We start from the raw sequence: 25,009 nt of genomic DNA, 5'->3' as shown, positions 1-25,009 counted from the left end.
GACCTATCAAGCGCAACAGCTAGAAACTCTCAAATTTAGTTAATTTAAGCCTTAAAAACAACAACTTAAAAACAAATAAAAATATTTAAACAAAACTGGCACATGACTTGTAATTACCTAGAAGTCTGATTAATTAGGTGTGATTCAAAAAGTCACTCTGGTGCGCTCAACACTGTTGCCGCGTATTCCTAATCAAACAATATTGAAAAGTTAAATTGGTGGAGCAGCGGTTCGCCGTCTGCCTTGGGTTCGAATCCCATCTTAAACATACATATAAAGACGTTAGTAAGTCGTTATTACCAATGCTTGATAAACGCCTCAGACGAATGAACGGTGGCAAGCTGGACGCTCCCCATCGCTATGCAGTTTTGGGCTTTTATTAAACAAGTATTTAACTCTTACTAACCCCTTAATTTAAGGGGAGTAAAAACAATAAGGAATTTAAAATGTTAAGCAAAAAATTATTTCAAAAAATAGTCGAGATCACTGAAAACCAAAGAGTGCTAGTGTACAAAAATCAACAACTAATAGATGTACTCACACCTGGAAAACATAAACGTTGGGATTTTAAAAATGAACTATCGTTTGTGTATTTTGATATAAACACCCTGTACTTTTCAGAACAAAATGCTGAAAGACTCTATCGAAATAATCCACAGCTAAATAAACATATTTTTCACTGCAAACTAAGTAACACGGAAGTGGGCCTGCTGTACGTTAATGACTTGCTTGAAGGTATCGTCGCACCCAGCGAACAATTATACCTATGGCAAGACGCGGGTGATATTCGACTAGAGAAAGTATCTATCGACGAAGAAATAGCTCTAGATGATAAAACGCTTTTTTTAATTAGCCGTGCTGGCGCAAACACAGCTTCACGACTAATTAAAAGTGATCGTACTGTTGCGGTTAAACCTATTGCTGATTTACACGTAACAAAAGAGCATATTGGTTTACTGTATGTAAATGGTCAGCTATTAAAACAACTAACACCTGGTCATTACGGTTTTTGGCAATTTAATCATGAGATTGAATTAAAAACCTTTGATTGCAGAACGCAGTTACTCGAAATCTCAGGGCAAGAGATCCTCAGTAAAGACCGCGTAAGCCTACGCATAAACTTAAGTGCCAACATAAAAGTACATGATGCTCAACTTGCAGCCCGTAGCGTCGATAACGTGAATGACTTTGTCTATAAAACATTACAACTAGCATTACGTGAAGCCGTTGGCACAAAATCGCTCGATGATATCCTTTTGGATAAGTTGTACGTAAATGAAACTGTAAAAGAGCTGGTTGCACAGTCTTTAACAGACATTGGTATCACCCTTGCGAACGTAGGTGTAAAAGACATTATTTTGCCAGGTGAAATGAAAACAATACTAAACCAAGTGGTTGAAGCGCAAAAAGCAGCTGAGGCCAATGTAATTAAAAGACGCGAAGAAACGTCAGCAACCAGAAGTTTGCATAACACTGCAAAAATGATTGAAAACAACCCAACACTAATGCGTTTAAAAGAACTGGAAGCATTAGAAAAAGTCGCCGAACGAATAAACAATCTGACCGTGTATGGTGGATTAGAAGGGTTAATGAACTCCGTAGTAAAAATAGCCTAATCAGAAGGCGTTACGCAAAAAAATAATAATGAAAAGGATTTAGGAAAAACGAATGTGTAAAAATTATAACGTAATCGAAAACCAAGGCAGTGTACCAATAAAAGCGTGGACCAAAGGCGTGCAGTTTGAGGAGCAAGCTCAACAACAACTAAACAATATTGCACGTATGCCCTTAGTACATTCTCATATTGCCGTGATGCCAGACGTTCATTTAGGTAAAGGCGCAACCATTGGCAGTGTTATACCATCAGTAAATGCGGTTATTCCCGCCGCAGTGGGTGTTGATATTGGCTGTGGAATGGTCGCCACTAAAACCACCTTAACCGCAAGCCAACTACCTGATAACTTATTGGCTATTAGACATGCCTTTGAGTCAGCAGTCCCTCATGGCAGAACTAGCAATAGAGGCAAAGCAGATAGAGGCGCATGGCATAACATACCCGACATAGTTGCAGGTGAGTGGCTAAAGTTACAGGCGCGGTTTGAAGTTATTTGTGAAAAACACCCTGCAATAAAAAAGAGCAACAACGTTCATCACTTAGGCACCATGGGAACAGGTAATCATTTTTTAGAACTGTGTTTAGATGAGCACGATACTGTGTGGATCATGTTGCACTCTGGCAGCCGTGGCGTGGGTAACCGCATTGGGACGTATTTTATTGAGTTAGCTAAAAAAGAAATGCAGCGCCATCAAATCAACCTACCCGATATGGATTTAGCCTACCTTGAAGAAGGCAGTGACTTTTTTGATGACTACGTTGAAGCGGTTGAATGGGCGCAAGACTTTGCCGCCAAAAACCGCGAAATCATGATGTTTAATGCCATAGCAGCATTACGAAAGCAAATACCTGTAGCGTTCTCAACCCATGAACTCGCAGTAAATTGCCACCATAACTATATTTCTCGAGAGCATCACTTTGGTAAAGACTGCTTTGTAACACGTAAAGGGGCAGTAAGAGCTGAAAAAGGTGAAATGGGCATTATCCCAGGTAATATGGGCGCACGATCTTTTATTGTTCGTGGTTTAGGAAACCCTGAAAGCTTTAATAGTTGTAGCCATGGTGCAGGCCGTGTTATGTCTAGAACAAAAGCCAAAAAGGTGTACAGCATTGAAGATCAAATTGCCGCTACACAAGGCGTAGAGTGCAGAAAAGATGCCGCAGTGATTGATGAGATCCCTCATGCATACAAAGATATTGAAAAAGTAATGACAGCACAAAAAGACTTAGTTGAGGTAGTTTATACCTTAAAACAAATTGTTTGTGTAAAAGGATAAAGATAATTATATGACCACAGAGTTTATAAAAATAGATGGCTCACAAGGTGAAGGCGGCGGCCAAGTATTAAGAACCGCCCTCACCCTGTCTATTTTAACCCAGCAAAATATTGAACTTTACAATATTAGAGCAGGTAGAAACAAAACAGGGCTATTACGTCAACACCTTACATGTGTTTTGGCGGCACAAGAGATTTGTGATGCGAGTATTGAAGGCGTTGAACTTGGCTCAACGCATATTTGCTTTTCGCCAGGCAAAATAAAAGCCGGTAACTTTAATTTTGCCATTGGTAGCGCAGGCAGCACCGTATTGGTATGCCAAACAATTTTACCTGTATTAGCCTTGGCGCAAAGCAGCTCAACCGTCACGTTTGAAGGCGGCACACATAACGGTATGTCACCTTCTTTGAGCTTTTTAGAGCAATCATTTTTACCCATACTCAAACGCATGGGCATTGACTGCCAGATTAAAACTACTGCACTCGGGTTTTATCCTGCGGGCGGCGGAAAGTGGCAAATAAGCATTCAACCAACAGCAAAGTTTACGCCCATTCAATTAACTGATGCCGGTGCTGACTTTGCTAACAAAATTAGTAACTGCTCACTAACGGCACTAGTAAGCTCACTTCCCTCAAGCATAGGGCAGCGCGAAATTAACACAGCTAAAAAAGTACTCAATTGGCACGATGCGCCAAGCCATGTGCAAAGCGTGATCACCCCTGGACCGGGTAACAGTTTTCAATTAGGTATTGATAGTGAAACGCATCGTACTGTGTTTGAAGTAACGGGAGAAAAAGGATTATCAGCACAAAATGTAGCAAAACGCGCAGCAGGCAGAGTCAATGTATTTATTCAATCTCAGGCGGCAGTTGAAGAGTATTTAGCCGACCAATTATTACTGCCCATTGCACTGGCAGGAAGCGGCAGCTTTACAACAACTAAACCTAGCTTGCATACAATAACCAATATAAATGTTATTAAACACATATTAGGAAAAGAGATACAGTTAAAGCAATTAACACAGTGCATGTGGCATGTTTCACTAGCACAAGACACTTAAGCAAGATTAAAAATACAACGGTAAGGTAATGAATAATAAACTCAAAAAAGTCTACTTAGTCGGCGGAGCAGTGAGAGACTCATTACTAGGCCATCAGTCAAAAGACAAAGATTATGTTGTAGTAGGCGAGACACCTGCCACCTTAATCGCATTAGGTTATCAGCCTGTTGGCAGTGATTTTCCGGTTTTTTTGCACCCAAAAACAAAAGAAGAATATGCTCTTGCCCGTACTGAACGAAAAAATGGCAAAGGCTATACTGGCTTTACAGTGGATGCCAGCACTTCGGTGACTTTAGAAGAAGATTTAGCGCGGCGCGATTTAACCATTAATTCAATGGCGATGGATGATCAAGGCAATATTATCGATCCGTTTAATGGCCAAGCTGATTTAAAAAACAAAATACTCAGGCACACCACCGCCGCTTTTGCAGAGGATCCCGTACGCGTGTTACGGATTGCACGCTTTCTTGCCCGCTTTGGTGAGCAATGGTCAATACACCCAGACACTCAAGCGCTTATGAACAAACTAAAAGAAAGCGGCGAACTTGCAAACTTAGTACCCGAACGTGTATGGAATGAGGCCGAAAAGGCATTGAACGAGAAGCACCCGCAGTTATTTCTTCAAGCGCTTAATGGCTTAGGGCTATTTCCTGAAATTGAAGCGATGCAAGGTATCCCTCAACCTAAAAACCACCACCCTGAGGGGGATGTTTACATTCACACCATGCTGGTACTAAAGCGAGCTGCTGATTTAGGTTTTGATGTTGAAACACGTTTCGCCGCCCTTACTCATGACTTTGGTAAAGCTTACTGCTATCAAAAATATGGAAATTTACATGGTCATGAGCAAGTAGGCATTAAAATAATTAATGAATTTTGTGAGCGCTTAAAAGTACCGAATAAATTCAAAGCGCTGGCAGCTTTAACAAGTGACAACCACACTCGATGCCATAAATTATTTGAACTAACACCTAAAAAAGTGCACAGGCTCATCGTTGAAAAAATGAATGCGCTTGAACATCCACACCGTTTTTTACAGTTTCTTCAAGCGTGTTTATGTGATGCGCAAGGCAGAGGTGAAACCTTTGTAAATAAAGACTATCCGCAACTGCAATTAGCGCAGTCACTATTAAATGCATTAAAGCAACTCGACAGAAAAGCCATAGTACAACAAGCAATTTCAAGAGGTAAAAGCGGCCCGCTAATTGGTGCAACAATGCGAGAAGCGGAAATAGATTGTTTACGCGATTGCCTAACCGAATTAAAAAATAAAGAGTTACACCATGAAAATAACTAAAAAAGAGAATACGCTACATAAATGCATCAACAAAGATGTTCACGCTGAAATAATGCGAAGAATAAAAGCCGCAGAAGCAGAGCATAATGTAAAAATACTTTACGCGATAGAGTCAGGCAGCCGAGCGTGGGGGTTTGAATCTCCTAACAGCGATTACGACGTGCGATTTATTTACGCGCACCCGACAGACTGGTATTTAGCAGTAAACCTTGAAGATAAACGCGACGTGATTGAATACCCAATCGTCGATGAAATAGATATAAACGGCTGGGATATTCGCAAAGCCCTAAAATTATTTTATAAATCTAACCCCGCGTTTATCGAGTGGCTACAATCACCCATTGTTTATGTAGATGACGACCACTTTGCAACAAAAGCGCGCGAATTGCTGCCACTTGTCGCGTCATCAACACGAGGGATTTATCACTACTTACACATGGCTAAAGGCAATTTCCGTGAATACCTAAAAAAAGAGCAAGTCCCACTGAAAAAGTATTTCTATGTTTTAAGGCCTTTATTAGCAATTATGTGGCTTGAAAAATATAACGAACCCGCCCCCATCGAGTTCGATACTTTACGTAAGCTAATTGCCGACAACACCCCGCTTAATGAGGCAATATCGGCACTGCTGGCATCAAAACGCGTCAGTTTAGAGAAAGAGTATATTAAAAGCGTGCCAGTGATTAATGAATTTATTGAGTCAGAACTAGCCAGACACGAAAACTATACATCAAAATTTGAAAAAAGAGACGTAGATTTTGAAGTGTTAAATCAACTTTTTGTTGAGATTTTAAATAATTGTATAGATAAGTAAATTTCTGCCTTGAATCTGAAATAAGGATATAAAAGTGAACAAAAAAAGTGTGTTAGAGGAAGAGCTATCCCACGCAATAAAAGAGTTAGTGCAATCATCCTGTTCATCGAAAGAGACTTCGCTTCCCCTATGCCCGGTTTCTCTTGTGACAGCTGAATTACCATTAGGCAATTTAGATTACTGGGAGAGGTTTATTCGTAATGAATACGCTAAAGCTCTTTCTTCACAGTCAAACAATGTATGGAATTTTTGGTCTAATACCCCCACAAAAATTACATGGATTGATTTGTGCAATTGGGATGGCCATAAAAGAGAACAAGCACTTCGCAGTATAGAAAATGTACCTAACAGATTTGTTTTAGCTTTAGTATGTAGAAAACTTAACGACTGGGTACCGCAAGTTAGACAAGCTGCTAGTGAAGTACTTAGTAAAGTGATTGCAAATACAAATAAATCTTATGTTGCAGAGGTTATCTTCTTTACCCTAAGTCACTGGTCATCATGGAAAAGAATTGATGAAAAAAGCAAAAACACCCTCTTAGAAATAATCACAACAACGCGCCTTTTAGATGAACTTAAATTAAACTTAATAGCATTGCCAACGGGGCCATTATCTTCGATATTTTCACAAATTGCGCGTAAAAGCGCGATAGATCATTACCTTGTAGAAATAGCTGACAGCGCTGTTCAACCATCGCTTCGCGCCAAGGTATACAAATGTTTGTTTAGCAATAAAGTTTCTTGGTTTAATGGAAGAAAGTGGCAATGGACAGATATAAGGTATTGCCAAGGCCACGAGGTGCCTGTTATTTCAGAGCGCCCGCTGACAATTGAGGTACCACTTACCCCATTACTTAAATCAGCAGCAAACGATCGCTCTTCAATCGTTAGGCGAGTAGCCGCTGAAGTATTAATTAGAGAATTAAATAATTTAGGCGATGAATCAGTAAAGCTTGCTGAACAACTGTCATTGGATCGCTCTACTGCGGTTGCTGAGCGCGGCAAATTTGCACTGCGCAAAATAGCAGGTGATACACTATTTTAAAATAAAATCCTCCACTAAATGGTGGAGGATCTTTTATCAAAAACTAGAAGCAAATCAAAAGTATTTACTCAAATGTGCCTAGCCTTAATAACTCATTACCTTTTTCGTCAATAATAAGCATTCTGTGACCTTCAGTAACTGAAGGCCACTCAAACTTATTTAACTGACTAGTAATAACTTCATCACCAACATTATGCTTTCTACTTTTGTTTTGACTGCGTAGTGTGCTTTCTTTAACTTGCAGAGCAACAATCGTAATTAAAGCACCGTAATTTAACCCAAGATCACAAATAATTTGTCTAAAGTCTTTACGAAAATTGGTCGCATCCCAGACAATATTTTGCTTATTTGCTAATGCCGTTTTTAATCGCGATTTAGCTAACTGTAACATTTGCCCTCGATTCTTTTGACAATTCCTTTTCCCATTAAGCTCTTCACGAATATCATCTAATGAAATAACTTCAAATCCTGTTAGGTTTTGTGCAATCCAAGTAGATTTACCACTGCCGCTAATACCACACATCACATAAAGATGACTGTATCCTAAAGCACCTTGATAATTTTTCGCTAGCGCTTCTTCAACCATGCTAATTTGACCATTTGCCAGCTGACGAATAGCATAGCCATTTAAATACGCTTGTTCTGCACGTGAAGATTTGACTTGAATAGGTTTTAAAATTGAGTGAGTTGCCTCACTCTCGCCCCACAATTCATACTCTTGGGCAAACATTTTAAACTGCTCCAACAAATCAATTTGTTGCGCTAGATCTGTGCATGTTCGCCCTTTCATATCGGCTAATTCAAGCCAATAAAGCAACTCTAAATTAGCATTTAAAGAAAGGTGCAGGTAATCACTGTAACTTTGATTTTTGATCACCAAACGTTTTGGCATTTGATGAAAACCCACTAATCCTATAATGGTATTAATTGCTTTATACTCAAGGGGTAGCTCAAGCAATTTAATGGCTAAATAATTTGCACCTACCTCCTCATGTTTTGGTGCAACTACACATTCAACACCTTCTATCTGCTTGCGTTTTGTAGTGATTGGCTTGGCAATATCATGCAATAAAGCAGATAAGATCAATACCTGCCTTTTTGTTCCTTTTATATGTCCATCATCATTGACTAGTATTTCATACAATTGACTCAACACCATATCAGTATGAATGGCAACATCGCCTTCAGCATGCCAGATACTGTCTTGCTCAGTGTCAGCGAACTGATGCAGTAGAGGAAACGCATCCCCCAAATACTCAATACACTCAGCAAAATTTGGTGAATGATTTAAAGCTAAACTATCTAACCAAGCGGCTAATTTTTTCATCTTAACCTCCCTTTTTTGTATTTTTAGTGCTTAGCCCATTAGGGATCACGTCTGCATGCATCCAATGCTTATCGGTGATCACATGGTTACTTCTCACCCATTTTGCGACACTTTTTTTAAACTGTGAGTAATGAAAACCATCAGCAAGTCTAACCACATAGCCTTCTTGGTATTGAGTATCCAGTACTATGTTTTTTATTGTTTTTTCGCACCATAAGCCAACATACAACTCTTTTGGGGTGAGCAGCCCTAATTGTGCAAAAAACTGTTTGCTGTCTTGCCAGCTTAAGCATTCGTTGTTTTCGTTCCATAGCGAAAATGCCATAAAATAACTAGATAATGATTCATAGCTAATTGAATGCCTTGCATACAGGTTTTCGCCACAGATACGCCATCCTTGCGGAATTTTGTAGCCAAGCTCTGCTTGCAGCGCTTTTACCCATGTTCTTGATGGGTGAAAACGACTATCAATCGAACGAGCGTGTACAAAGTCATTGTAAAGAGTCGTATTTTCACCATCCATTTTTTCAGTAACAACGACTTGCTTATTTGCAAAGCAACTTAAATTACCTTGGTGTATATCATCATCTGTTGCACCCGGTGACCAAGGTAAATGCGGGGTGCGAGGGTATTTAATTCTCACCATGTAATTCCAATTTTAAATATTATGATTGACTGTTAAATTCAATTTCTAATAGTTATAAGCACCGTATGACTGCCCTTTCAATACTGAAAAGACAAAAGTTAAACATGCAGTGCTGAGATGGAATTACATTGTTCTACCCTCTAATTACCTGAATTTACATTAGCGCTAAATAGCTGCCAACGCTTTGTTTTATAATGCTTACTAACTCGTTATCCATATATTGGTATTCATCAGCAATATCTAATACTTGAATATCTTTATACGTTAATAAATGTCCAAATTGCGCTTTAAGTCTATTTTTGTGTTTTTGCTCCATAACAAATATGACATCAGCCCATTGCATCATTTTGGCATTCACCGTTCTCTTTGCATTAGGGCTGGTGCCTGCTGAGCTAACAGCGAGCTCTGGGTGGTTTTTCCATACTTGCTCAGCTGTTGGGCTTCGCCACTTATTGCGACTACAAATGAAAAGTACATTTTTCACTTTATATTCCTTCATTAATTATGTACTCCTTTATTAGCTGAGCAGTCATGCTTTAAAGTAAACTTTTCACCAGTGAATGTTTTTACAGGATTACCACGTTCAACTTCCCAGTGCTGTTGCCAACGTGCTGTTTCTTGCTGAGTCATTTTATCTAATGCTACTTGCTCTAGTTTTTGAAACAACAGCACTCTTGCTAAACGCTTATTGGCATGTTGACTGCGCTCACTCTCAACACGTACCGAAATACCCGTTGCTGTGTGGGTGGCTCTGACTGCTGAATCAGTGGTATTAACATGTTGGCCGCCAGCGCCAGACGCGCGACATGTTTGAAAAGTTACGCCTTGCTCAAGCTTACTTTCATCAATGTCGTACAGTTGCGCGCTAAAAAACCAATTTTTGCGTTTATGCTTAGGCCGATACTGACTTTGACACACCCACAACATAGTACCTTGCCATGACCGAGCTAATTGCTTAGCCGCGCTATCGACTGTTGAATCAAGTTGCAATAAAACCGACTTTAAACAGTCTCGCTCTGTTGCGCTAATAGCCTCAACAATCTCGAGTTCTATGCTTTGTGCGAGGCATTGTTTTTTAATCATTTTTAACGCTAAACTTACAGCTTTACAGCACTCAATAGGTCCTTGCCCTGCTGATAATTGCAGTAATATCATGATCAACAACCTCCATTTGTTTTGAAGGTTAAAACGGGTCGTAACTTAGCTACCACCTCTATTAGCCCTGCATCAACCATGTCACTTATAACCGTTTCACATTTTTTATACGCTTGGGGTGCTTCGTCGTATAGCAATTCTTTATTACCACAAATAACTCTGCTGCCTAACGCTGTACGGTATAAATCTTCGCGCTTATATTTATGGCCTAATCGGCCATGGCATTCACCACGTTGCCATTTACGCCCCGCGCCGTGCGCAAGTGAAAATAAACTGCTATTGATACTTTCCTGCACTGCTAGATCATTATCACTCAACGCTGTAAATACTGGTTTTACAAGATAACTGTAATCACCACGAGAACCAGGGATCACTACATAACCTTTATCACTCGGTGTTGCACCTTTTCTGTGTAACCAGCCATCGCAACCATTAATATTTTTAGCCGATACTAAATTATGGTTAATATCTAAGCTACGCTCACCACTTGCTCGTATAGCCTCTAAAAACCGCTTAGCAATCAACTCACGATTAAGCTCTGCAAAGCGCACCGCTTCATCATGCTTGCTCATGTAATCTTTAAAATCAGCATCACCTTCACATAAGCCATTGTGATTATGACCCGCTATATGCTCAACCAATATTGATTGCCCTAACCCTCGCGAGCCTGAATGAACCAATAATTGAAGATGCTTTCTACTTAGCCCTAACTCATCTAAAGCACTTTGATTGTATATCTCATCAATCGCTTGAAACTCAGCAAAATGATTACCGCCACCAATGGTGCCCAAGGCACTATCATAACCCTTGATAGTAATATTTTTTGCCGCTTTGCTACTTTCTATGATTGAGAACCAACTTTCATCGAGTGGCAGCTCAATATGTGTAAATTTTTTGGCTAGTTTATCCAAATTTACTTTTGCTACTTTGGCTGTGGTTTGCCACAGCGCCATACCGCAGCCAATATCGTTACCCACTAAAGCAGGATAAATTTTGTTAGTAGTGAAAAATGCAGCCCCGATAGGATACCCTCTACCTGGGTGTAAATCAGGCATGCCCGCAACACGTTGCATACCATTTAACTCTGATGTTTTGATCAGTTGCTGTATTGCCAGTCCTTCAATCCACGTATCAGCAGACGCAATAAGGCTAACTTTATCAGTTATTTTTTGGACGGATTTGCCCATAATACCAATTCCTTTTTCTTTGTTAGAAAAATAGGATTAAAACGAAATACGAATTGGCAGGTCTGGATCTATTTTGAAATCAAACGAAAGGAACGTATTTAAACGCGATGTTTACCTAAATGTACTTAATATATAACAGCGTATTTAAGTAACAAGTTTCTTATCGGATAAGACCTGCAAAGGATGTTGATGTCATTGTCATAGTATTTTCTCCTTCACAGTTAGTTGATGAATCCAACACTTAGGGTAAGTGCTGAACAATTGAACGAGCGCATATTAATCAGTTTTTGAACATAAAGCAAACACAAACTTATGCTATGTTTGCTTTATTTTCGATATATTTCTAAGTTTTATGGCTAACAATACTGCCCTGCCGCAAAGCCGCAGCTCCACGCGTACTGAAAATTATAGCCACCTAACCAACCGGTTACGTCGGTGACTTCGCCAATAAAGTACAGGCCTTGGGCTTTTTTCGCTTCAAAAGTTTTTGAGCTAAGTTCGTCGGTGTCTACACCGCCTAAGGTAACCTCGGCTGTGCGGTAACCTTCGGTGCCGTTGGGTTTAATTTGCCAGTTATGAATGTAATTAGCTAGCTCGTCAATTTGGCTATGAGTGAGCTGGTTTACATTGCAATCTGGAATGGCTTTACTTTCGTGCAGTATTTCAACGAAGCGTTTTGGCAAAATAGTGGCAAGGCTATTTTTTAATGATTTTTGTGCTTGGGTTTCTCGCCATGTGGCTAGTTGCGCTGTTAAATCAAGCTCTGGTAACAAGTTTATAGTAACTGCTTGCCCTGCTCGCCAAAATGAGCTGATTTGTAATATGGCGGGGCCTGATAAACCGCGATGAGTAAACAGGATATTTTCTTTAAAACTTGTGCAGTCTTCACTACTGACGATACATGGCACACTAATACCCGATAACCCTTCAAAGCGGTCTTTATCATGTTGATGCAAGGTAAATGGCACAAGTGCTGCCATGGTCGGTAATACTTTTAAGCCAAATTGCTCAGCAATTTTATAGCCTATTGGTGTTGCGCCTAATTTTGGCATGGTTAAGCCACCAGCGGCAACAACCAGTGATTCACAGCTGTATGACTGTTGCTCAGTGCTCACTAGATAGCCAGTATCTGTTTTTTCAACACTTAGCACTTCGTTACGAAGCGCAACATTCACACCAGCCCATTCACATTCGGTAAGTAAAATATCAACAATATCTTGTGCGCTATTGTCGCAAAATAACTGCCCAAGGGTTTTATGGTGATACGCCAAACCGTGTCTGTCCACCAGCTCAATAAAATCATGTTGGGTATAACGGCTTAAACACGATTTTACAAAGTGTGGATTACCACATAAATAATTGTCAGGGCAGGCGTTTTCATTGGTGAAGTTACAACGTCCGCCGCCGCTGATGAGAATTTTACGACCAGGCTTTTTACCCATATCAAGCACTGTAACACTGCGGCCACGGTAACCTGCTTGCGCTGCACACATTAAACCTGCGGCGCCGGCACCGATCACTATTACATCTACTTGGGTCATTTGTTCGTCTCATCAGAAAATTTCTGCAATTGTAGCAAATTTAAAACTACAAACTGAGCGGAATTTCACTATTTAACTATTAACAATAAAGTGGGAAAAATAAATGCACACTTCCGTGGCTCACACATTAATTAATACTTTATAACCAATATTCTTGCATTGTAAGAAGCATAAAAGCTTATTTAGCCATATAAACATCCTCATATAACTAAATTAGAGACATTAATAATAAAACGTTATTTTAGCTATTTTAACAGATCATTTACCTTTGTTCCCCTTCACGATAATCCATCGTGAAGTAATACATAACAATCTAGGGATCATTATGACAACAACATTTAAAAAATGTGCCGTAGCGCTAACATTAAGCACGTTATTTGCTGCAACAACTAGCATGGCAAATCCAAGCCAAGCAATGATGCCATCAATGGCAGAAACCACAGCAAAACTACAGGGCCAAGATCCTCTTGGCACACGCTTTATCATCAAATATAAAAATAACGCTGATGAAATGAGCACCCTATCGGCTGCTGAAACTAGCCCACTGATGATGAACAAAAAAGCCCAAGGCTTTGTTAAAAACTTTACCAGTAAAAAAGGTAACATTAAGGCGCAGTATGTTCGTGCAATGGCATTGAACAACCACCATGTAATGCGTGCAAATAAGAAACTTAGCGCAGACGAAGCGCAACAATATATGCAAGAAGTGATAGCTTCAGGCAACGTGGAATACATTGAAATAGATCAAATGTTAAAACCATTTGCGACGCCTAATGATCCGCGTTATGACGATCAATGGCATTACTATGAACAAGCTGGCGGATTAAACCTACCTACAGCTTGGGATACTGCCACAGGTAGCGGTGTAACCGTTGCCGTACTTGATACTGGTTACCGCCCGCATATTGATTTAAATGCTAATTTATTACCTGGTTACGACATGATCTCCGATACCTTTGTTGCTAATGATGGTGGCGCACGCGATAGCGATGCTCGCGATCCAGGTGATGCGATCAGCGCTAACGAATGTGGTTATCAACATAGCGCACAGGGCTCTAGCTGGCATGGTACGCACGTGGCAGGTACTGTGGCTGCAGTAACAAATAATGGCGAAGGTGTTGCCGGTGTTGCTTATGACGCCAAAGTAGTGCCAGTACGTGTACTTGGTAAATGTGGTGGTTTAACATCAGATATTGCTGATGGGATTATTTGGGCGTCTGGCGGTTCGGTTTCTGGCGTACCTGCGAATGCAAACCCTGCTGATGTTATTAATATGAGTTTAGGTGGTAGCGGCTCTTGTAGTTCAACCACACAAAACGCGATTAACCAAGCGCGTAATAACGGCACTGTGATCGTTATTGCTGCAGGTAACGATAACGACAATGCCAACAACTATAACCCTGGTAACTGTAATGGCGTAGTGAATGTGGCTTCGGTTGGCCGTAACGGTGGCCGTGCTTATTACTCAAATTATGGTACGTCAATTGATGTTGCAGCACCAGGCGGTGCACAAAGTTTTGCCAATGATTCTGAAGGTGTGTTGTCAACGCATAACTCAGGTTCATCAAGCCCTTCAAGTGATAGCTACCACTACTCACAAGGTACATCAATGGCTGCGCCGCACGTTGCTGGTGTTGCTGCACTGATCAAACAGGCTAAGCCAAATGCAACGCCTGATGAAATTGAGAGCATTTTAAAATCAACTACACGTTCATTCCCAGCATCATGTAATAACTGTGGTACAGGTATTGTTGATGCAGCAGCAGCGGTTGCCGCAGCAGGTGGTACAACACCGCCACCACCAACAGGCAATGAATTACTTGATGGCCAAGCGCTAACAGGCCTAAGCGGCGGCGCAAGTAGTACTACTTTCTATACTATGACCGTACCAAGCGGCGCTTCTAATGTTACGTTTACTATGAGTGGCGGCAGTGGCGATGCAGATATGTATGTACGTGCAGGCAGCGCACCAACAACATCAACCTATGACTGTCGTCCATATAAAAATGGCAATAACGAAGAGTGCTCTATCGATAACCCAACAGCAGGCACATACCATGTCATGCTGAGCGGTTACTCAGCTTACGCAAATGTGAGCTTAGTAGGTAATTTAACAACCTCTGGTGGCTCAGGCAATCCACAAGCAGGTGGTGGTACTGTGTCTGATATTTCAGCCAGTGCTGGTCAATGGAAACATTACACCTTGGACGTTCCAGCAGGAATGGCAAGCTTTACCGTAACGACTTCTGGTGGTTCTGGTGATGCGGACTTATTCGTTAAATTTGGTAGTCAACCAACCAGCTCTAGCTATGATTGTCGCCCTTACAAAAATGGTAACGCTGAAACATGTACCTTCAGCAACCCACAAGCGGGTACTTGGCACATGAGCGTGAATGCTTATCAAACCTTTGCTGGTTTAACGCTTGATGCGCAATACCAACCTTAAGAACTAAAAGCGCGAGTGTCTGTATTACTGGCACTCGCGCTTTGGTAAACCAGTTTCCTCTGGTGATTTTTAGCCGAGCTTTGCTCGGCTTTTTTATTACAGCTTTTCTAATACCGCTTCTGCACGGCTTACTACAAACTCTTTATCTTGTTCAACAAATAAACCTGTTACGGTTTGGTCATCAACAATCATGGCATAACGGGTTGAACGTACACCACCAAAACCAGCGGTGTCTTTATCTAACCCTAGCGCTTTAGTAAAGCTTGCATCGCCATCAGCAAGCATTTGAATATGCTCTGCATTATGTGCCTCTCCCCATGCTTTCATTACAAATGCATCATTCACTGATACACAGTAAATAGCATCAACGCCTTTAGCCTTTATTTTATCTGCAAGAGTAATAAACTCAGGTAAATGTGCATTAGAACAGGTTGGCGTAAACGCGCCAGGAACGGCAAATAACACCACTTTTTTACCTGCGAACAAGTCGTCATTGGTCAGTGTTTGCATGCCGTCATCGGCTAATTGCGTAAGACTAATTGCTGGTAATACTTGGCCTTGAGAAATCATGTTCTTTCCTTTTAAAGTAATGAGCTATAAACGACTTAAAAATAGCATAAAAGCGCGACTAGACCTAACAGCTAGTTACAAGTCACTATGCTCAAGCAAAGTTACAATCCTAAGCTACTACGAATTGTCTGCATTTGTTGCTGTAAACGTTGGTGGATATCAGCCACTAGTAGACTGGATTCACTCACTTGGCCTTTCATGCTTTGCATTGACTGACTAAAGTTATCTAACAATGCATTTTGTTGTTTTGCTAACTCCATGGCCTCAAACGCGACTTTATTAGCATCTTGGGCATTATCAGCCACCCCTTCAGAGTTACGTTTAAGCTCTTGGGCATTATCTGTTTGTTGTTGAGCATCCTCTGCAAGCGCTGATATTTGCGTTGAAACCATGCTAGAATTTTCACTGAGTAAATTAAGCTGATTATTAATATCACTCAAGGAACCTTGAGTTTGACGAGCCAGTTTACGCACTTCATCTGCAACCACAGCAAAACCACGGCCATGCTCACCGGCACGGGCTGACTCAATAGCCGCATTAAGTGCCAGTAAATTAGTTTGATCGGCAATATTGCGGATCATCTCAATAACTTGTCCTACATCTTGTACGCCACTGAGTAGCTCTTGTAGGCTGTGTAAACCTTGGCCTACTCGCTGCTGTGTATTCGAGCTGGCACTTAGCATATTTTCAGCGAAACCTAAGCTTTGTTCCATTGCTGAAAAAGTGTGTTTCGCGTTATCAGCTACTTTGCCGTTAATGTCATTAACTTGTTCGCCTATGTGTTGAATATCAGCCAATAATTCTTGGTTTTGCTCTACTTGCTGATGACTGGCGTCTGTTTGTTCACTTATAGTTTGCAAGTGTTCGCTCATCTCTTGCATAAAGTCATTAATTACTTTGAGCATTTGTGCTCGTTCATCAGCCTCGAGGCGCTGCCGCTCAATAAGCTGATTAAAATAAGTCGCGATTTCACCAACTTCTGTTTTCGGGTTTTTACTGACAATATTTTTTAACTCATTGCTTTCAATTAAAAAAGCAAAACCATCTCGTAACTGACGAAGTGGCGCTAATACTTGGTTGCGCTGTACAACATAAACCCCAATAGCTAATACCACCAACATGCCAATGGCAATACAAAACACCACTAGTACTTGCTGCTTTAATGTACCTTGCTGAATTTTAAGTTGCTGCTCAGCGTTAATAACTGTGCCTGACAGCATGCTAATTTGTTTACGCAAAGCTTGCATACCCACTTGACGCTGCTGAGCTTGCGCTATGGTATTTTCTAAATCACGCGGGTAACGATTTGGCCAGCTGCTGAGTTCCGCTTTAATTTCATCTGCTAAATCTTCAGCTTCTTCATCAATAAATAAACTATCTTCATCAACCTCGCTCATCACCCCTAAGTTTTCAAGATTTGCAATCTGTTGCGCCAAGCGATTTAGGTTAGTGATGCTTTGTTGCAAATTAGCTTGCGTATCTTCATCAAAACTCAGCAATAATTGATATGTAAATAACGATAAAGTTGTGACTTCGCGATAGTAATCGCTGGCAAGCTGATAATAATCAAGCGTATGTGTATTTAGTTGCGCCGCTTTGTTGGCATAACCAATTAAAGAAGAAGCAGAACCCGCCATTTGCCTAAGCGCATTATCAAGTAACGCGGTTTCATTACCTGAAAGTTTACCCAACGCACGGTATTTACCTTTTATATCGGTATCGAGCTGAGTTAATTGCGTATCTAACTGCTGTTTTAAGTCATCAGGTAAAATAGCCAACTGGGTATTTTTTACTTGGCTAATAAGCTCCGCTGCTTGCCCTAGATACTGGCTATCGCCTTGTGCTAAATAGTCTTCAAGCAAGCCTTTTAAATCGACGAGTATTTTGTTTTTTAATTGATTATAAGATTGGTCTTGTTGTTCAAGTTTAACTAATGTTTGACTTGCCCAGTACAGAGTTCCGCCTAACAGCAGGCTGGCTAATGCCAATAAAATAGCCAGTAGCCGAGTAAATGATGACACGCGCATGAAATTCAATTCCTCTAAATAACTGCGCGTACACTATTAACTATTTATGACAACTTAATGAAAACCATCATTAAACACCGCTGATTGAGAGGAGAAAATGTAAAATATACGAATAAAGAACTAAATCATCGCCGCTTTTACATAAACATCAAAACGGTTCTTTTTGGTTTTTATTTGCATGCTAGGAGTTTTATTATTTAAAAATGGTGCGTAGTCGGGTCGCTTTACGACAACTCGCTTACTGGCAAGTGGGTAGGCAAATTCAAGTAAGTCATCGGCGTCGTTATCTGCCCCTACTAAGTCTTGAAATACCCGCATTTCTTTTTTAACTAGCGCTGATTTTTCACGGTGCGGAAACATAGGATCAAGGTAAACCACATCAGGCATGCTGTCACATTGCGCAAGTAAAGTATGGCTTGAGCCAAACACTAAACTCATGTTTTGCTGCATCCACGGGCCAATTTCAGCATCGCTATAAGCACGTTGTAAGCCATCATAAAGCAATGCGGCAACCACGGGATGGCGTTCATGCAAAATCACTTTACAACCCAGCGATGCTAACACAAAGCCATCACGGCCAAGGCCTGCTGTGGCATCGAGCACAACGGGTGTTGCGCCTTTATTTAAGCCTACTGCTTTGGCAATAGACTGCCCTTTACCGCCACCAAATTTACGACGATGAGCCACCGCACCGGTAACAAAATCTACGTTAATCGCGCCCAGTTTTGGCTCATCCGTTTTGCGCAGGCTTAATCCTTGATCATCATAATGCAATGCAAAACCAGTGGTATTTGCCGCCCACTCAGCCAGTCCAAAGCGCTGCTCAATCTCATTAAGATAAGGACGTACTTCTTTAAAAGGACACTGTATAACCAAAATAAACTCCGACCGTAAATAGCCCGCGAAGTATATCAACTGCTAAGCGCCATAGCACTAAAATAGCTCAATATCCGTTTGTGATGTAACGTCTTGAGTGTGTTCTGGGCTGGCAATTTTACTCAAACTGTCGATCAACTCACTACGCGAATCAATAATGTGATTGAGTTGATGCTTAATGAAGGTTAAATCATCATTCAACATAGCTAGTTGTGATTGTGTTTGCTCTAGTTGATTTATTTGTAATGCTAAAGCTTGGCTTTCAGCAGCGGGGCTTTGCTGCAACTGCACGCGCAGCTCAGATAACTGCGTTGCTAATTGTGCGACTGCACCTTCGCGGGTCTCGCTACAAACAAATAGCTGCGACGATAACTCATTAAAAGCACTGCCAACGGCGTGCGCTTGAGCAAGGACTTTTTCGTTTACTTCCATATCTTGGATTTTGGCGTTAGTAACTTCCAAAATATGCGGAAACAAATCTTTATAACGGCCATACAATGCTTCATCATCAAGGGGCATATTTTTAATTAAAATAGACACCTTGGGGTAATTAATAATGGTGTGATTACTAAAATCAACAAACCGGTTTGAATAACGGTGTTTTTCTAGCAGCTCTTGCTCTAGCGGGCAAACGACACCATCACCTGTACAGATAACGCCAACATCCTGATACCAAAAAGCCACCACTACATCGAGATTTAGCGGCCGGAAAAACTCAAAAAATAGTTCGAAAGTGATTGTAGATCGTGAGCATGATAAGTTTGCCCGACATAGCGCATGATCCGCCCCATATCGCCTGAATCTGTCATGGCGATTTCAGCGGTGATCTGCGCCCGCTCTACATCATTTTTAAGCTTGATCGAATGCTGGCGATATTCATACAACACGCGAATACGTGCCATTAATTCTTCGGCATTAAACGGTTTTACAATGTAGTCGGCAGCACCCGCGTTATAGCCTTTAACTCGCTCTGGTAACTCACTCTTGCCCGATAAAAACATAACCGGGATATCTTTGGTTTGCTCAATATTTTTTAACTCGGTACATACTTGATAACCACTTTTACCGGGCATTTCGACATCTAGTAAAATGATATCTGGGTTATATTTTTGCGCTTGTCTTAGCCCTTCATCGCCATTTTTAGCATGTATTAGCTGACAAAACCCTGCTAATGATTCTTCAATTACATGGTGAACATATTTATCGTCATCAATTGCCAGTACCAGTTTTGTCATGCCCCATTCCTTTTTATTAATTACTTAAAAAGCATAGTACGGAGCTATTATTTTGCGAAGAATTATTAGCTTAAAAGTAAAAAAGCGCCAAACGGCGCTTTTAAAACATAAAACCAACTTGCAGTTTAGGCTGCGATACCGCTGTGGCGTAATAATGCGTCGACACTTGGCTCACGACCACGGAAGTTTTTAAACAACGCCATTGGCTCTTCACTGCCGCCTTTTTCTAAAATATGCTGCATAAAGGCTTGCCCTGTTTGTGGGTTAAAAATGCCTTCTTCTTCAAATTTAGAAAACGCATCAGCCGAGAGCACTTCAGCCCATTTATACGAGTAATAACCCGCGCTATAGCCACCAGCAAAAATATGACTAAAACCATGTTGGAAGCGGTTAAATTCTGGCGGTTTAACAACTGAGGTATGGCTACGCACTTCATCTAAACGCGCTTGAATTTGGCATTCTTCACCCGCTTGATAATCGTTATGAATTCTAAAATCAAATAATGAGAATTCAATTTGACGCAGCATTTGCATGCCTGAGTTATAATTTTTAGCCGCGAGCAGCTTATCCAATAACTCTTTAGGTAATGGCTCGCCAGTTTCATAGTGACCTGAAATAAAGTTAAGTGCCTCTTCTTCATAACACCAGTTCTCTAAAAACTGACTTGGCAGCTCAACAGCATCCCATGCAACGCCATTAATGCCTGCAACCGGTGCGGCATCAACTTGGGTAAGCATATGGTGGATACCATGGCCAAACTCATGGAATAAAGTAGTTACTTCGTTATGAGTAAATAACGCAGGCTTATCGCCAACTGCTTTATTAAAGTTACAGACTAAATACGCCACTGGCGTTTGTAACTGGCCATTGGCACGCACTTTACGACCCATGCAATCGTCCATCCACGCACCACCACGTTTGTGATCACGCGCGTATAAATCAAGATAAAAACGACCACGCAAGGTATTACTGCTGTCGTAAATTTCAAAAAAACGAACATCTTTATGATAAGTATCAACGTCTTTTAGCTCTTTAACGCTGATACCAAATAAACGATTTACCGTTTCAAACAAGCCGCTTAGTACTTTATCGGCTGGGAAATACGGGCGCAGGACTTCGTCTGATATTGCGTATTTCTCTTGCTTAAGCTTTTCGCCGTAATAGCCATAATCCCACGCTGCGAGTTGTTCAATGCCATGTTTTTCTTTGGCGTACGCTTGCAGCTCAGCAAGCTCTTGCTCTGCTTGTGGTTTAGACTTAGCGGCTAAATCTTCTAAAAATGAGAATACTTGCTCTGGTGTTTCAGCCATTTTAGTAGCGAGTGATTTTTCAGCATAGCTAGCAAAACCTAACAGTTGCGCTATTTCATGACGTAGTGCGAGCTCTTCGCTCATAATCGCTGAATTATCAAATTCGCCAGCATTAGGCCCTTGGTCAGACGCGCGAGTAACAAATGCCGTATACGTTTCTTCACGTAGTTCACGGTTATCTGCATAAGTCATAATAGGTAAATACGATGGGAAATCTAACGTAAATACCCAGCCATCTAACTCTTTGCTTTTTGCGGTATCTGCCGCTAGTGCTAATGCAGATTCAGGTAAACCCGCCAGTTCGCTTTCATCGGTAATGTGCTTTTGCCAAGCTAATGTGGCATCCATTACGTTATTACCAAATTTAGATGCCAGCTCTGATAGGCGGGCACTAATTTCGCCGTAGCGCTTTTGCTGTTCAGGAGCCAAGGCAATGCCTGACAACTCAAAGTCACGTAAGGCATTAGTGATGGTTTTTTGTTGTGCTGTATTTAAGGTTTTGAACTCGTCGCTATTGTGCAGAGCATTGTATGCTTCATACAAGCCTTGATGTTGACCAACAAAAGTAGAATATTCAGAGATAAGCGGTAAACACTGCTCGTACGCTTCACGTAGTTCATCAGAGTTCACAACTGAGTTCATATGCGATACCGGAGAAAACATGCGTGAAAGCTTGTCGTCTGCTTCTTCAAGTGGCAATACTAAATCTGGCCAAGTAAACGATTTTTTAGCCAATACTTCATCAATTTTAGCTCGGCATTCGCTGATGCCCGCTTTTAGCGCTGGCACAACATGCTCTGGCTTAATTTTTGAAAATGGCGGTAAGCCTTCTAAACCTATTAGAGGATTATTTTGGGTATCAGTCATGTTAGCTCTCAAGTCTGTGCAATTATGATTTTGAAGTTGGGGCGAATTCTTGAAATACAAGGGGCTTTTAACGGGTCTTGCTTATGCTATCATCGAACTAATATGACCATTCATCTTTGAGGAATAACTATGGCTCAGCATTTTGACTACATTGCAATTGGCGGCGGCAGCGGCGGAATAGGTTCAGCTAACCGTGCAGCTATGCGTGGCGCAAAAGTGGCACTAATTGAAGCAAAACACATGGGCGGTACCTGTGTGAATGTAGGTTGTGTACCAAAAAAAGTAATGTGGCATGGCGCTCAAGTTGCTGAAGCAATTAACTTATACGCTCCAGATTACGGCTTTAATGTTGAAGTAAAAGATTTCAACTGGAGCAAACTAGTAGAAAGTCGTGAAGCCTATATAGGCCGAATTCACAAAGGCTATGACAATGGCCTAGCTAAAAACGGCGTAACTGTTATAAAAGGTTTTGCTAAATTTGTTGATAGCAAAACGGTTGAAGTTGATGGCGAGCTTTATACCGCTGATCATATTTTAATTGCCGTAGGCGGTCGCCCTAGCATTCCAAATATCCCAGGTGCTGAGCACGGCATCGATTCAAATGGTTTTTTTGAGCTAAACGAGCAACCAAAACGCGTTGCGGTTGTGGGTGCCGGTTATATCGCGGTAGAAATTGCTGGTGTACTGCATAGCCTCGGCACTGAGACTCATTTATTCGTTCGTAAAAGCAAACCACTGCGCACCTTTGATCCATACATTATCGACACCCTTGTTGAGATTATGGCTAAAGAAGGACCAACACTACATACCGAATGCTCACCAAAAGAAGTGGTTAAAGAAAGCGATGGCAGCTTAACTATCCACTTTGAAAATGGCTACAGTCAAAATGTTGATCAAGTCATTTGGGCGATTGGCCGTACACCGACGACTGATAAGATTAATCTAGTCGCAGCGGGTGTTGAAGTAAACGAAGGCGGTTACGTAAAGGTAGACGAATACCAAAATACCACAGCTAAAAATGTTTATGCTGTGGGTGATATCATCGAAAATGGTATAGAGCTTACCCCAGTTGCAGTAAAAGCAGGCCGTACTTTATCAGAGCGTTTATTTAATAAAGAGCTGCCTGACGATTTAAAAATGGATTACAGCCTGGTACCTACCGTGGTATTTAGCCACCCACCAATAGGCACTATTGGTTTAACCGAGCAAGAAGCTATTTCGCAGTACGGCAACGAGAACGTAAAAGTTTATAAATCAACGTTTGCTGCTATGTACACTGCGGTAACCCAGCACCGCCAACCTTGTAACATGATGCTAGTGTGTGCCGGCCCTGACGAGAAAGTTGTAGGCTTACACGGCTTAGGCTTTGCTGTTGATGAAATGATCCAAGGTTTTGCCGTTGCTATGAAGATGGGCGCAACCAAAGCAGACTTTGATTCAGTCGTAGCGATACATCCAACTGGGTCTGAGGAATTTGTGACGATGCGCTAGCTCAAGGCTCAAGCGCTCAAAAAATAAAACCTTGCAGTTAACGCTGCAAGGTTTTTATTTAATTTGCAGACATTTAATTAAGTCTAGAATGGAAACAGAAAATAAAGGGCGAAGCGCTAATATTTATTGCCCGCGTTTAGGGATAGTACTTTTAGCACATTCTCAAAGCTCTGAGATAGCTTGGCTAAAAATCACTTTGAGTAAATCAAGGTTCAAATGCACACCAGCAATGTTTGCATCAATCCAGTCTTGCTGAGAAATTTTGGGCCACGTTACATCATAGCCAAGGGTGTAAAGCATCTCTTCGAAAAAGAAACGCAGCACTCTGCCATTGCCTTCACGAAATGGGTGAAGCAAATTAAGCTCACAAAATAAGTCTGCCACCTTTTCAATCAGCTCATCATTATCCTGATAATCTGCTAAGGCCGGAATGGTTCGAAATAACTTTTGAGCTTCAGGTTCTATTCGCGTCCAAGTACAAAAGCGCGTATCGCCTTTGGAAATATCAACGTCACGCGTTTCACCAGCCCATGCATATAAATCTTGAAATAAGTGGTGATGGAGATGCTTTAAATGTTCGAATGAAAAATCACAAAGTGTTTGTTGGGAAGGTTCGTAGGTTCTATAGCGCTCAGCAGTAAACTCAGCTTCTGCTTCGTCTAATGTATCTGAGTCTCGGATACCTAGAAGGTTTATTAAAACATCAGAATTTGGGTAGCAATATTTATCGTGCGCTACCCCGTATTTATCTCGCATATTTGCGTTTTAGTTCAGCAATGGTTTTACCTTCACTGCTTTTTTTCAGTGACAGACCTTCGTAGCTTAAACTGACCTTAAAGTTATCCATATTGGGTGTAAACTTAGTCTTGCGCTGATTGCTAGTCTTAGAAATTGTGGTAGCCATAAAGCCTCCTGTGTTAAGTATTATTTTACATTATTAAGTAATAAATTGCCATCAAACAGACTAACCAACAATACAGGCTTGGGAATTCTATCGAGTAAATATGGCAACAAACTGCGTTGCCTTTTAAGTCTATTGCAGAATACGTTTTTCGCTCAACGCTAAAGGATGAGTCTTGCCATAAACCTCCTTCAACTTAGAGCACGACACAAAGGGATAGACTTATATGCTGGTAATATCCGCATGGCCTAATCTCCTGTACATGACGAAATCAGCGCCATTGTCCAACATAAGCCTTGCAGTTAACGCTGCTAGGTTTTTT

Annotated in this window: 22 protein-coding genes; 8 read left to right on the top strand and 14 right to left on the bottom strand. The window is 41.1% G+C overall.

Features of this window, described 5'->3' with window-relative positions; genetic code table 11:
- The first annotated feature begins 446 nt into the window (after positions 1 to 446).
- From NDQ71_RS14510 to NDQ71_RS14485, 6 genes are read left to right on the top strand one after another with little or no spacing between them, the layout of a single operon-like run.
- Entirely contained in the window at positions 447 to 1,616 is a 1,170-nt protein-coding gene (locus NDQ71_RS14510; protein WP_192540864.1) for a slipin family protein, read from the top strand.
- A gap of 52 nt (positions 1,617 to 1,668) precedes the next feature.
- Positions 1,669 to 2,892: an RtcB family protein gene (locus tag NDQ71_RS14505; protein ID WP_192540865.1), complete on the top strand. Its 1,224-nt coding sequence runs from the start codon at positions 1,669 to 1,671 to the stop codon at positions 2,890 to 2,892.
- Positions 2,893 to 2,902: 10 nt separating this feature from the next.
- The gene (gene rtcA, locus NDQ71_RS14500) at positions 2,903 to 3,952 is read left to right on the top strand and encodes an RNA 3'-terminal phosphate cyclase (RefSeq protein ID WP_192540866.1); all 1,050 of its coding nucleotides are present in this window, start codon (positions 2,903 to 2,905) and stop codon (positions 3,950 to 3,952) included.
- A gap of 28 nt (positions 3,953 to 3,980) precedes the next feature.
- Positions 3,981 to 5,249, top strand: coding sequence for a multifunctional CCA addition/repair protein (locus NDQ71_RS14495; protein ID WP_192540867.1), 1,269 nt, complete (start codon positions 3,981 to 3,983; stop codon positions 5,247 to 5,249).
- Positions 5,236 to 6,063: a nucleotidyltransferase domain-containing protein gene (locus NDQ71_RS14490; protein ID WP_192540868.1), complete on the top strand. Its 828-nt coding sequence runs from the start codon at positions 5,236 to 5,238 to the stop codon at positions 6,061 to 6,063. The genes NDQ71_RS14495 and NDQ71_RS14490 overlap by 14 nt, the downstream gene beginning before the upstream one ends.
- 34 nt (positions 6,064 to 6,097) lie before the next feature.
- A complete protein-coding gene (locus NDQ71_RS14485) occupies positions 6,098 to 7,108 on the top strand; it encodes a hypothetical protein (protein WP_192540869.1) in 1,011 nt (336 codons plus the stop codon).
- A 64-nt stretch (positions 7,109 to 7,172) separates the two neighbouring features.
- Here the strand turns inward: NDQ71_RS14485 and NDQ71_RS14480 are convergent, their stop codons facing one another.
- The 6 genes from NDQ71_RS14480 to NDQ71_RS14455 form a co-directional block, all read right to left on the bottom strand.
- Positions 7,173 to 8,435 carry an AAA family ATPase gene (locus tag NDQ71_RS14480; protein ID WP_192540870.1) on the bottom strand — a complete coding sequence of 421 codons (1,263 nt, stop codon included), beginning with the start codon at positions 8,433 to 8,435 and terminating at the stop codon, positions 7,173 to 7,175.
- Position 8,436: 1 nt separating this feature from the next.
- Complete coding sequence (locus NDQ71_RS14475) at positions 8,437 to 9,081, bottom strand: RNA ligase family protein (RefSeq protein WP_192540871.1); 645 nt, start codon at positions 9,079 to 9,081, stop codon at positions 8,437 to 8,439.
- A gap of 154 nt (positions 9,082 to 9,235) precedes the next feature.
- The gene (locus NDQ71_RS14470; protein ID WP_225736494.1) at positions 9,236 to 9,565 is read right to left on the bottom strand and encodes a low molecular weight protein tyrosine phosphatase family protein; all 330 of its coding nucleotides are present in this window, start codon (positions 9,563 to 9,565) and stop codon (positions 9,236 to 9,238) included.
- Positions 9,566 to 9,579: 14 nt separating this feature from the next.
- Positions 9,580 to 10,236, bottom strand: a complete 657-nt coding sequence (prfH, locus tag NDQ71_RS14465) for a peptide chain release factor H (protein ID WP_192540873.1) — start codon at positions 10,234 to 10,236, stop codon at positions 9,580 to 9,582.
- Between the two features lie 2 nt (positions 10,237 to 10,238).
- Positions 10,239 to 11,423, bottom strand: a complete 1,185-nt coding sequence (locus NDQ71_RS14460; protein ID WP_192540874.1) for an RNA ligase RtcB family protein — start codon at positions 11,421 to 11,423, stop codon at positions 10,239 to 10,241.
- Between the two features lie 356 nt (positions 11,424 to 11,779).
- Positions 11,780 to 12,964 carry an NAD(P)/FAD-dependent oxidoreductase gene (locus NDQ71_RS14455; RefSeq protein ID WP_192540875.1) on the bottom strand — a complete coding sequence of 395 codons (1,185 nt, stop codon included), beginning with the start codon at positions 12,962 to 12,964 and terminating at the stop codon, positions 11,780 to 11,782.
- A gap of 325 nt (positions 12,965 to 13,289) precedes the next feature.
- Here NDQ71_RS14455 and NDQ71_RS14450 point away from each other — a divergent pair, with 325 nt between their 5' ends.
- Positions 13,290 to 15,410 carry a S8 family peptidase gene (locus NDQ71_RS14450; protein ID WP_192540876.1) on the top strand — a complete coding sequence of 707 codons (2,121 nt, stop codon included), beginning with the start codon at positions 13,290 to 13,292 and terminating at the stop codon, positions 15,408 to 15,410.
- Between the two features lie 96 nt (positions 15,411 to 15,506).
- On the opposite strand, the gene NDQ71_RS14445 is transcribed toward NDQ71_RS14450, so the two are convergent.
- The 6 genes from NDQ71_RS14445 to prlC form a co-directional block, all read right to left on the bottom strand.
- Entirely contained in the window at positions 15,507 to 15,980 is a 474-nt protein-coding gene (locus NDQ71_RS14445) for a peroxiredoxin (RefSeq protein WP_192540877.1), read from the bottom strand.
- A gap of 101 nt (positions 15,981 to 16,081) precedes the next feature.
- Complete coding sequence (locus tag NDQ71_RS14440; RefSeq protein WP_192540878.1) at positions 16,082 to 18,007, bottom strand: methyl-accepting chemotaxis protein; 1,926 nt, start codon at positions 18,005 to 18,007, stop codon at positions 16,082 to 16,084.
- A 120-nt stretch (positions 18,008 to 18,127) separates the two neighbouring features.
- The gene (locus tag NDQ71_RS14435) at positions 18,128 to 18,883 is read right to left on the bottom strand and encodes a class I SAM-dependent methyltransferase (protein WP_192540879.1); all 756 of its coding nucleotides are present in this window, start codon (positions 18,881 to 18,883) and stop codon (positions 18,128 to 18,130) included.
- A gap of 57 nt (positions 18,884 to 18,940) precedes the next feature.
- Entirely contained in the window at positions 18,941 to 19,567 is a 627-nt protein-coding gene (locus tag NDQ71_RS24425; protein WP_318782634.1) for a hypothetical protein, read from the bottom strand.
- Between the two features lie 14 nt (positions 19,568 to 19,581).
- Positions 19,582 to 20,118 (bottom strand): response regulator, encoded by a 537-nt coding sequence (locus NDQ71_RS24420; protein WP_318782635.1) that lies wholly within the window; start codon positions 20,116 to 20,118, stop codon positions 19,582 to 19,584.
- 125 nt (positions 20,119 to 20,243) lie between these two features.
- Positions 20,244 to 22,295, bottom strand: coding sequence for an oligopeptidase A (gene prlC, locus NDQ71_RS14425; protein ID WP_192540880.1), 2,052 nt, complete (start codon positions 22,293 to 22,295; stop codon positions 20,244 to 20,246).
- Between the two features lie 129 nt (positions 22,296 to 22,424).
- On the opposite strand from prlC, the gene gorA reads away from it, so the two are divergent.
- Positions 22,425 to 23,786, top strand: a complete 1,362-nt coding sequence (gene gorA, locus NDQ71_RS14420; RefSeq protein WP_192540881.1) for a glutathione-disulfide reductase — start codon at positions 22,425 to 22,427, stop codon at positions 23,784 to 23,786.
- A 162-nt stretch (positions 23,787 to 23,948) separates the two neighbouring features.
- On the opposite strand, the gene NDQ71_RS14415 is transcribed toward gorA, so the two are convergent.
- Both NDQ71_RS14415 and NDQ71_RS14410 read right to left on the bottom strand, forming a co-directional pair.
- Entirely contained in the window at positions 23,949 to 24,542 is a 594-nt protein-coding gene (locus NDQ71_RS14415) for a Fic family protein (protein ID WP_192540882.1), read from the bottom strand.
- The gene (locus NDQ71_RS14410; protein WP_192540883.1) at positions 24,532 to 24,690 is read right to left on the bottom strand and encodes a hypothetical protein; all 159 of its coding nucleotides are present in this window, start codon (positions 24,688 to 24,690) and stop codon (positions 24,532 to 24,534) included. The genes NDQ71_RS14415 and NDQ71_RS14410 overlap by 11 nt, the downstream gene beginning before the upstream one ends.
- Positions 24,691 to 25,009 lie beyond the last annotated feature (319 nt).

It is taken from the genome of Pseudoalteromonas sp. KG3, assembly GCF_030436385.1.
GTDB lineage: Bacteria > Pseudomonadota > Gammaproteobacteria > Enterobacterales > Alteromonadaceae > Pseudoalteromonas > Pseudoalteromonas prydzensis.
This window is presented reverse-complemented; position numbering and strand designations above follow the sequence as displayed.

Bases quoted from the DNA above. Each gene is read 5' to 3' on its own strand.
- prlC (WP_192540880.1), bottom strand. From the start codon at position 22,295: ATGACTGATACCCAAAATAATCCTCTAATAGGTTTAGAAGGCTTACCG.
- NDQ71_RS14410 (WP_192540883.1), bottom strand. From the start codon at position 24,690: ATGGCTACCACAATTTCTAAGACTAGCAATCAGCGCAAGACTAAGTTT.
- NDQ71_RS14505 (WP_192540865.1), top strand. From the start codon at position 1,669: ATGTGTAAAAATTATAACGTAATCGAAAACCAAGGCAGTGTACCAATA.
- NDQ71_RS14445 (WP_192540877.1), bottom strand. From the start codon at position 15,980: ATGATTTCTCAAGGCCAAGTATTACCAGCAATTAGTCTTACGCAATTA.
- NDQ71_RS14455 (WP_192540875.1), bottom strand. From the start codon at position 12,964: ATGACCCAAGTAGATGTAATAGTGATCGGTGCCGGCGCCGCAGGTTTA.
- NDQ71_RS14490 (WP_192540868.1), top strand. From the start codon at position 5,236: ATGAAAATAACTAAAAAAGAGAATACGCTACATAAATGCATCAACAAA.
- rtcA (WP_192540866.1), top strand. From the start codon at position 2,903: ATGACCACAGAGTTTATAAAAATAGATGGCTCACAAGGTGAAGGCGGC.
- NDQ71_RS14480 (WP_192540870.1), bottom strand. From the start codon at position 8,435: ATGAAAAAATTAGCCGCTTGGTTAGATAGTTTAGCTTTAAATCATTCA.
- NDQ71_RS14415 (WP_192540882.1), bottom strand. From the start codon at position 24,542: ATGCGAGATAAATACGGGGTAGCGCACGATAAATATTGCTACCCAAAT.
- NDQ71_RS14495 (WP_192540867.1), top strand. From the start codon at position 3,981: ATGAATAATAAACTCAAAAAAGTCTACTTAGTCGGCGGAGCAGTGAGA.
- gorA (WP_192540881.1), top strand. From the start codon at position 22,425: ATGGCTCAGCATTTTGACTACATTGCAATTGGCGGCGGCAGCGGCGGA.
- NDQ71_RS14510 (WP_192540864.1), top strand. From the start codon at position 447: ATGTTAAGCAAAAAATTATTTCAAAAAATAGTCGAGATCACTGAAAAC.
- prfH (WP_192540873.1), bottom strand. From the start codon at position 10,236: ATGATATTACTGCAATTATCAGCAGGGCAAGGACCTATTGAGTGCTGT.
- NDQ71_RS14450 (WP_192540876.1), top strand. From the start codon at position 13,290: ATGACAACAACATTTAAAAAATGTGCCGTAGCGCTAACATTAAGCACG.
- NDQ71_RS14475 (WP_192540871.1), bottom strand. From the start codon at position 9,081: ATGGTGAGAATTAAATACCCTCGCACCCCGCATTTACCTTGGTCACCG.
- NDQ71_RS14460 (WP_192540874.1), bottom strand. From the start codon at position 11,423: ATGGGCAAATCCGTCCAAAAAATAACTGATAAAGTTAGCCTTATTGCG.
- NDQ71_RS24420 (WP_318782635.1), bottom strand. From the start codon at position 20,118: ATGACAAAACTGGTACTGGCAATTGATGACGATAAATATGTTCACCAT.
- NDQ71_RS14440 (WP_192540878.1), bottom strand. From the start codon at position 18,007: ATGCGCGTGTCATCATTTACTCGGCTACTGGCTATTTTATTGGCATTA.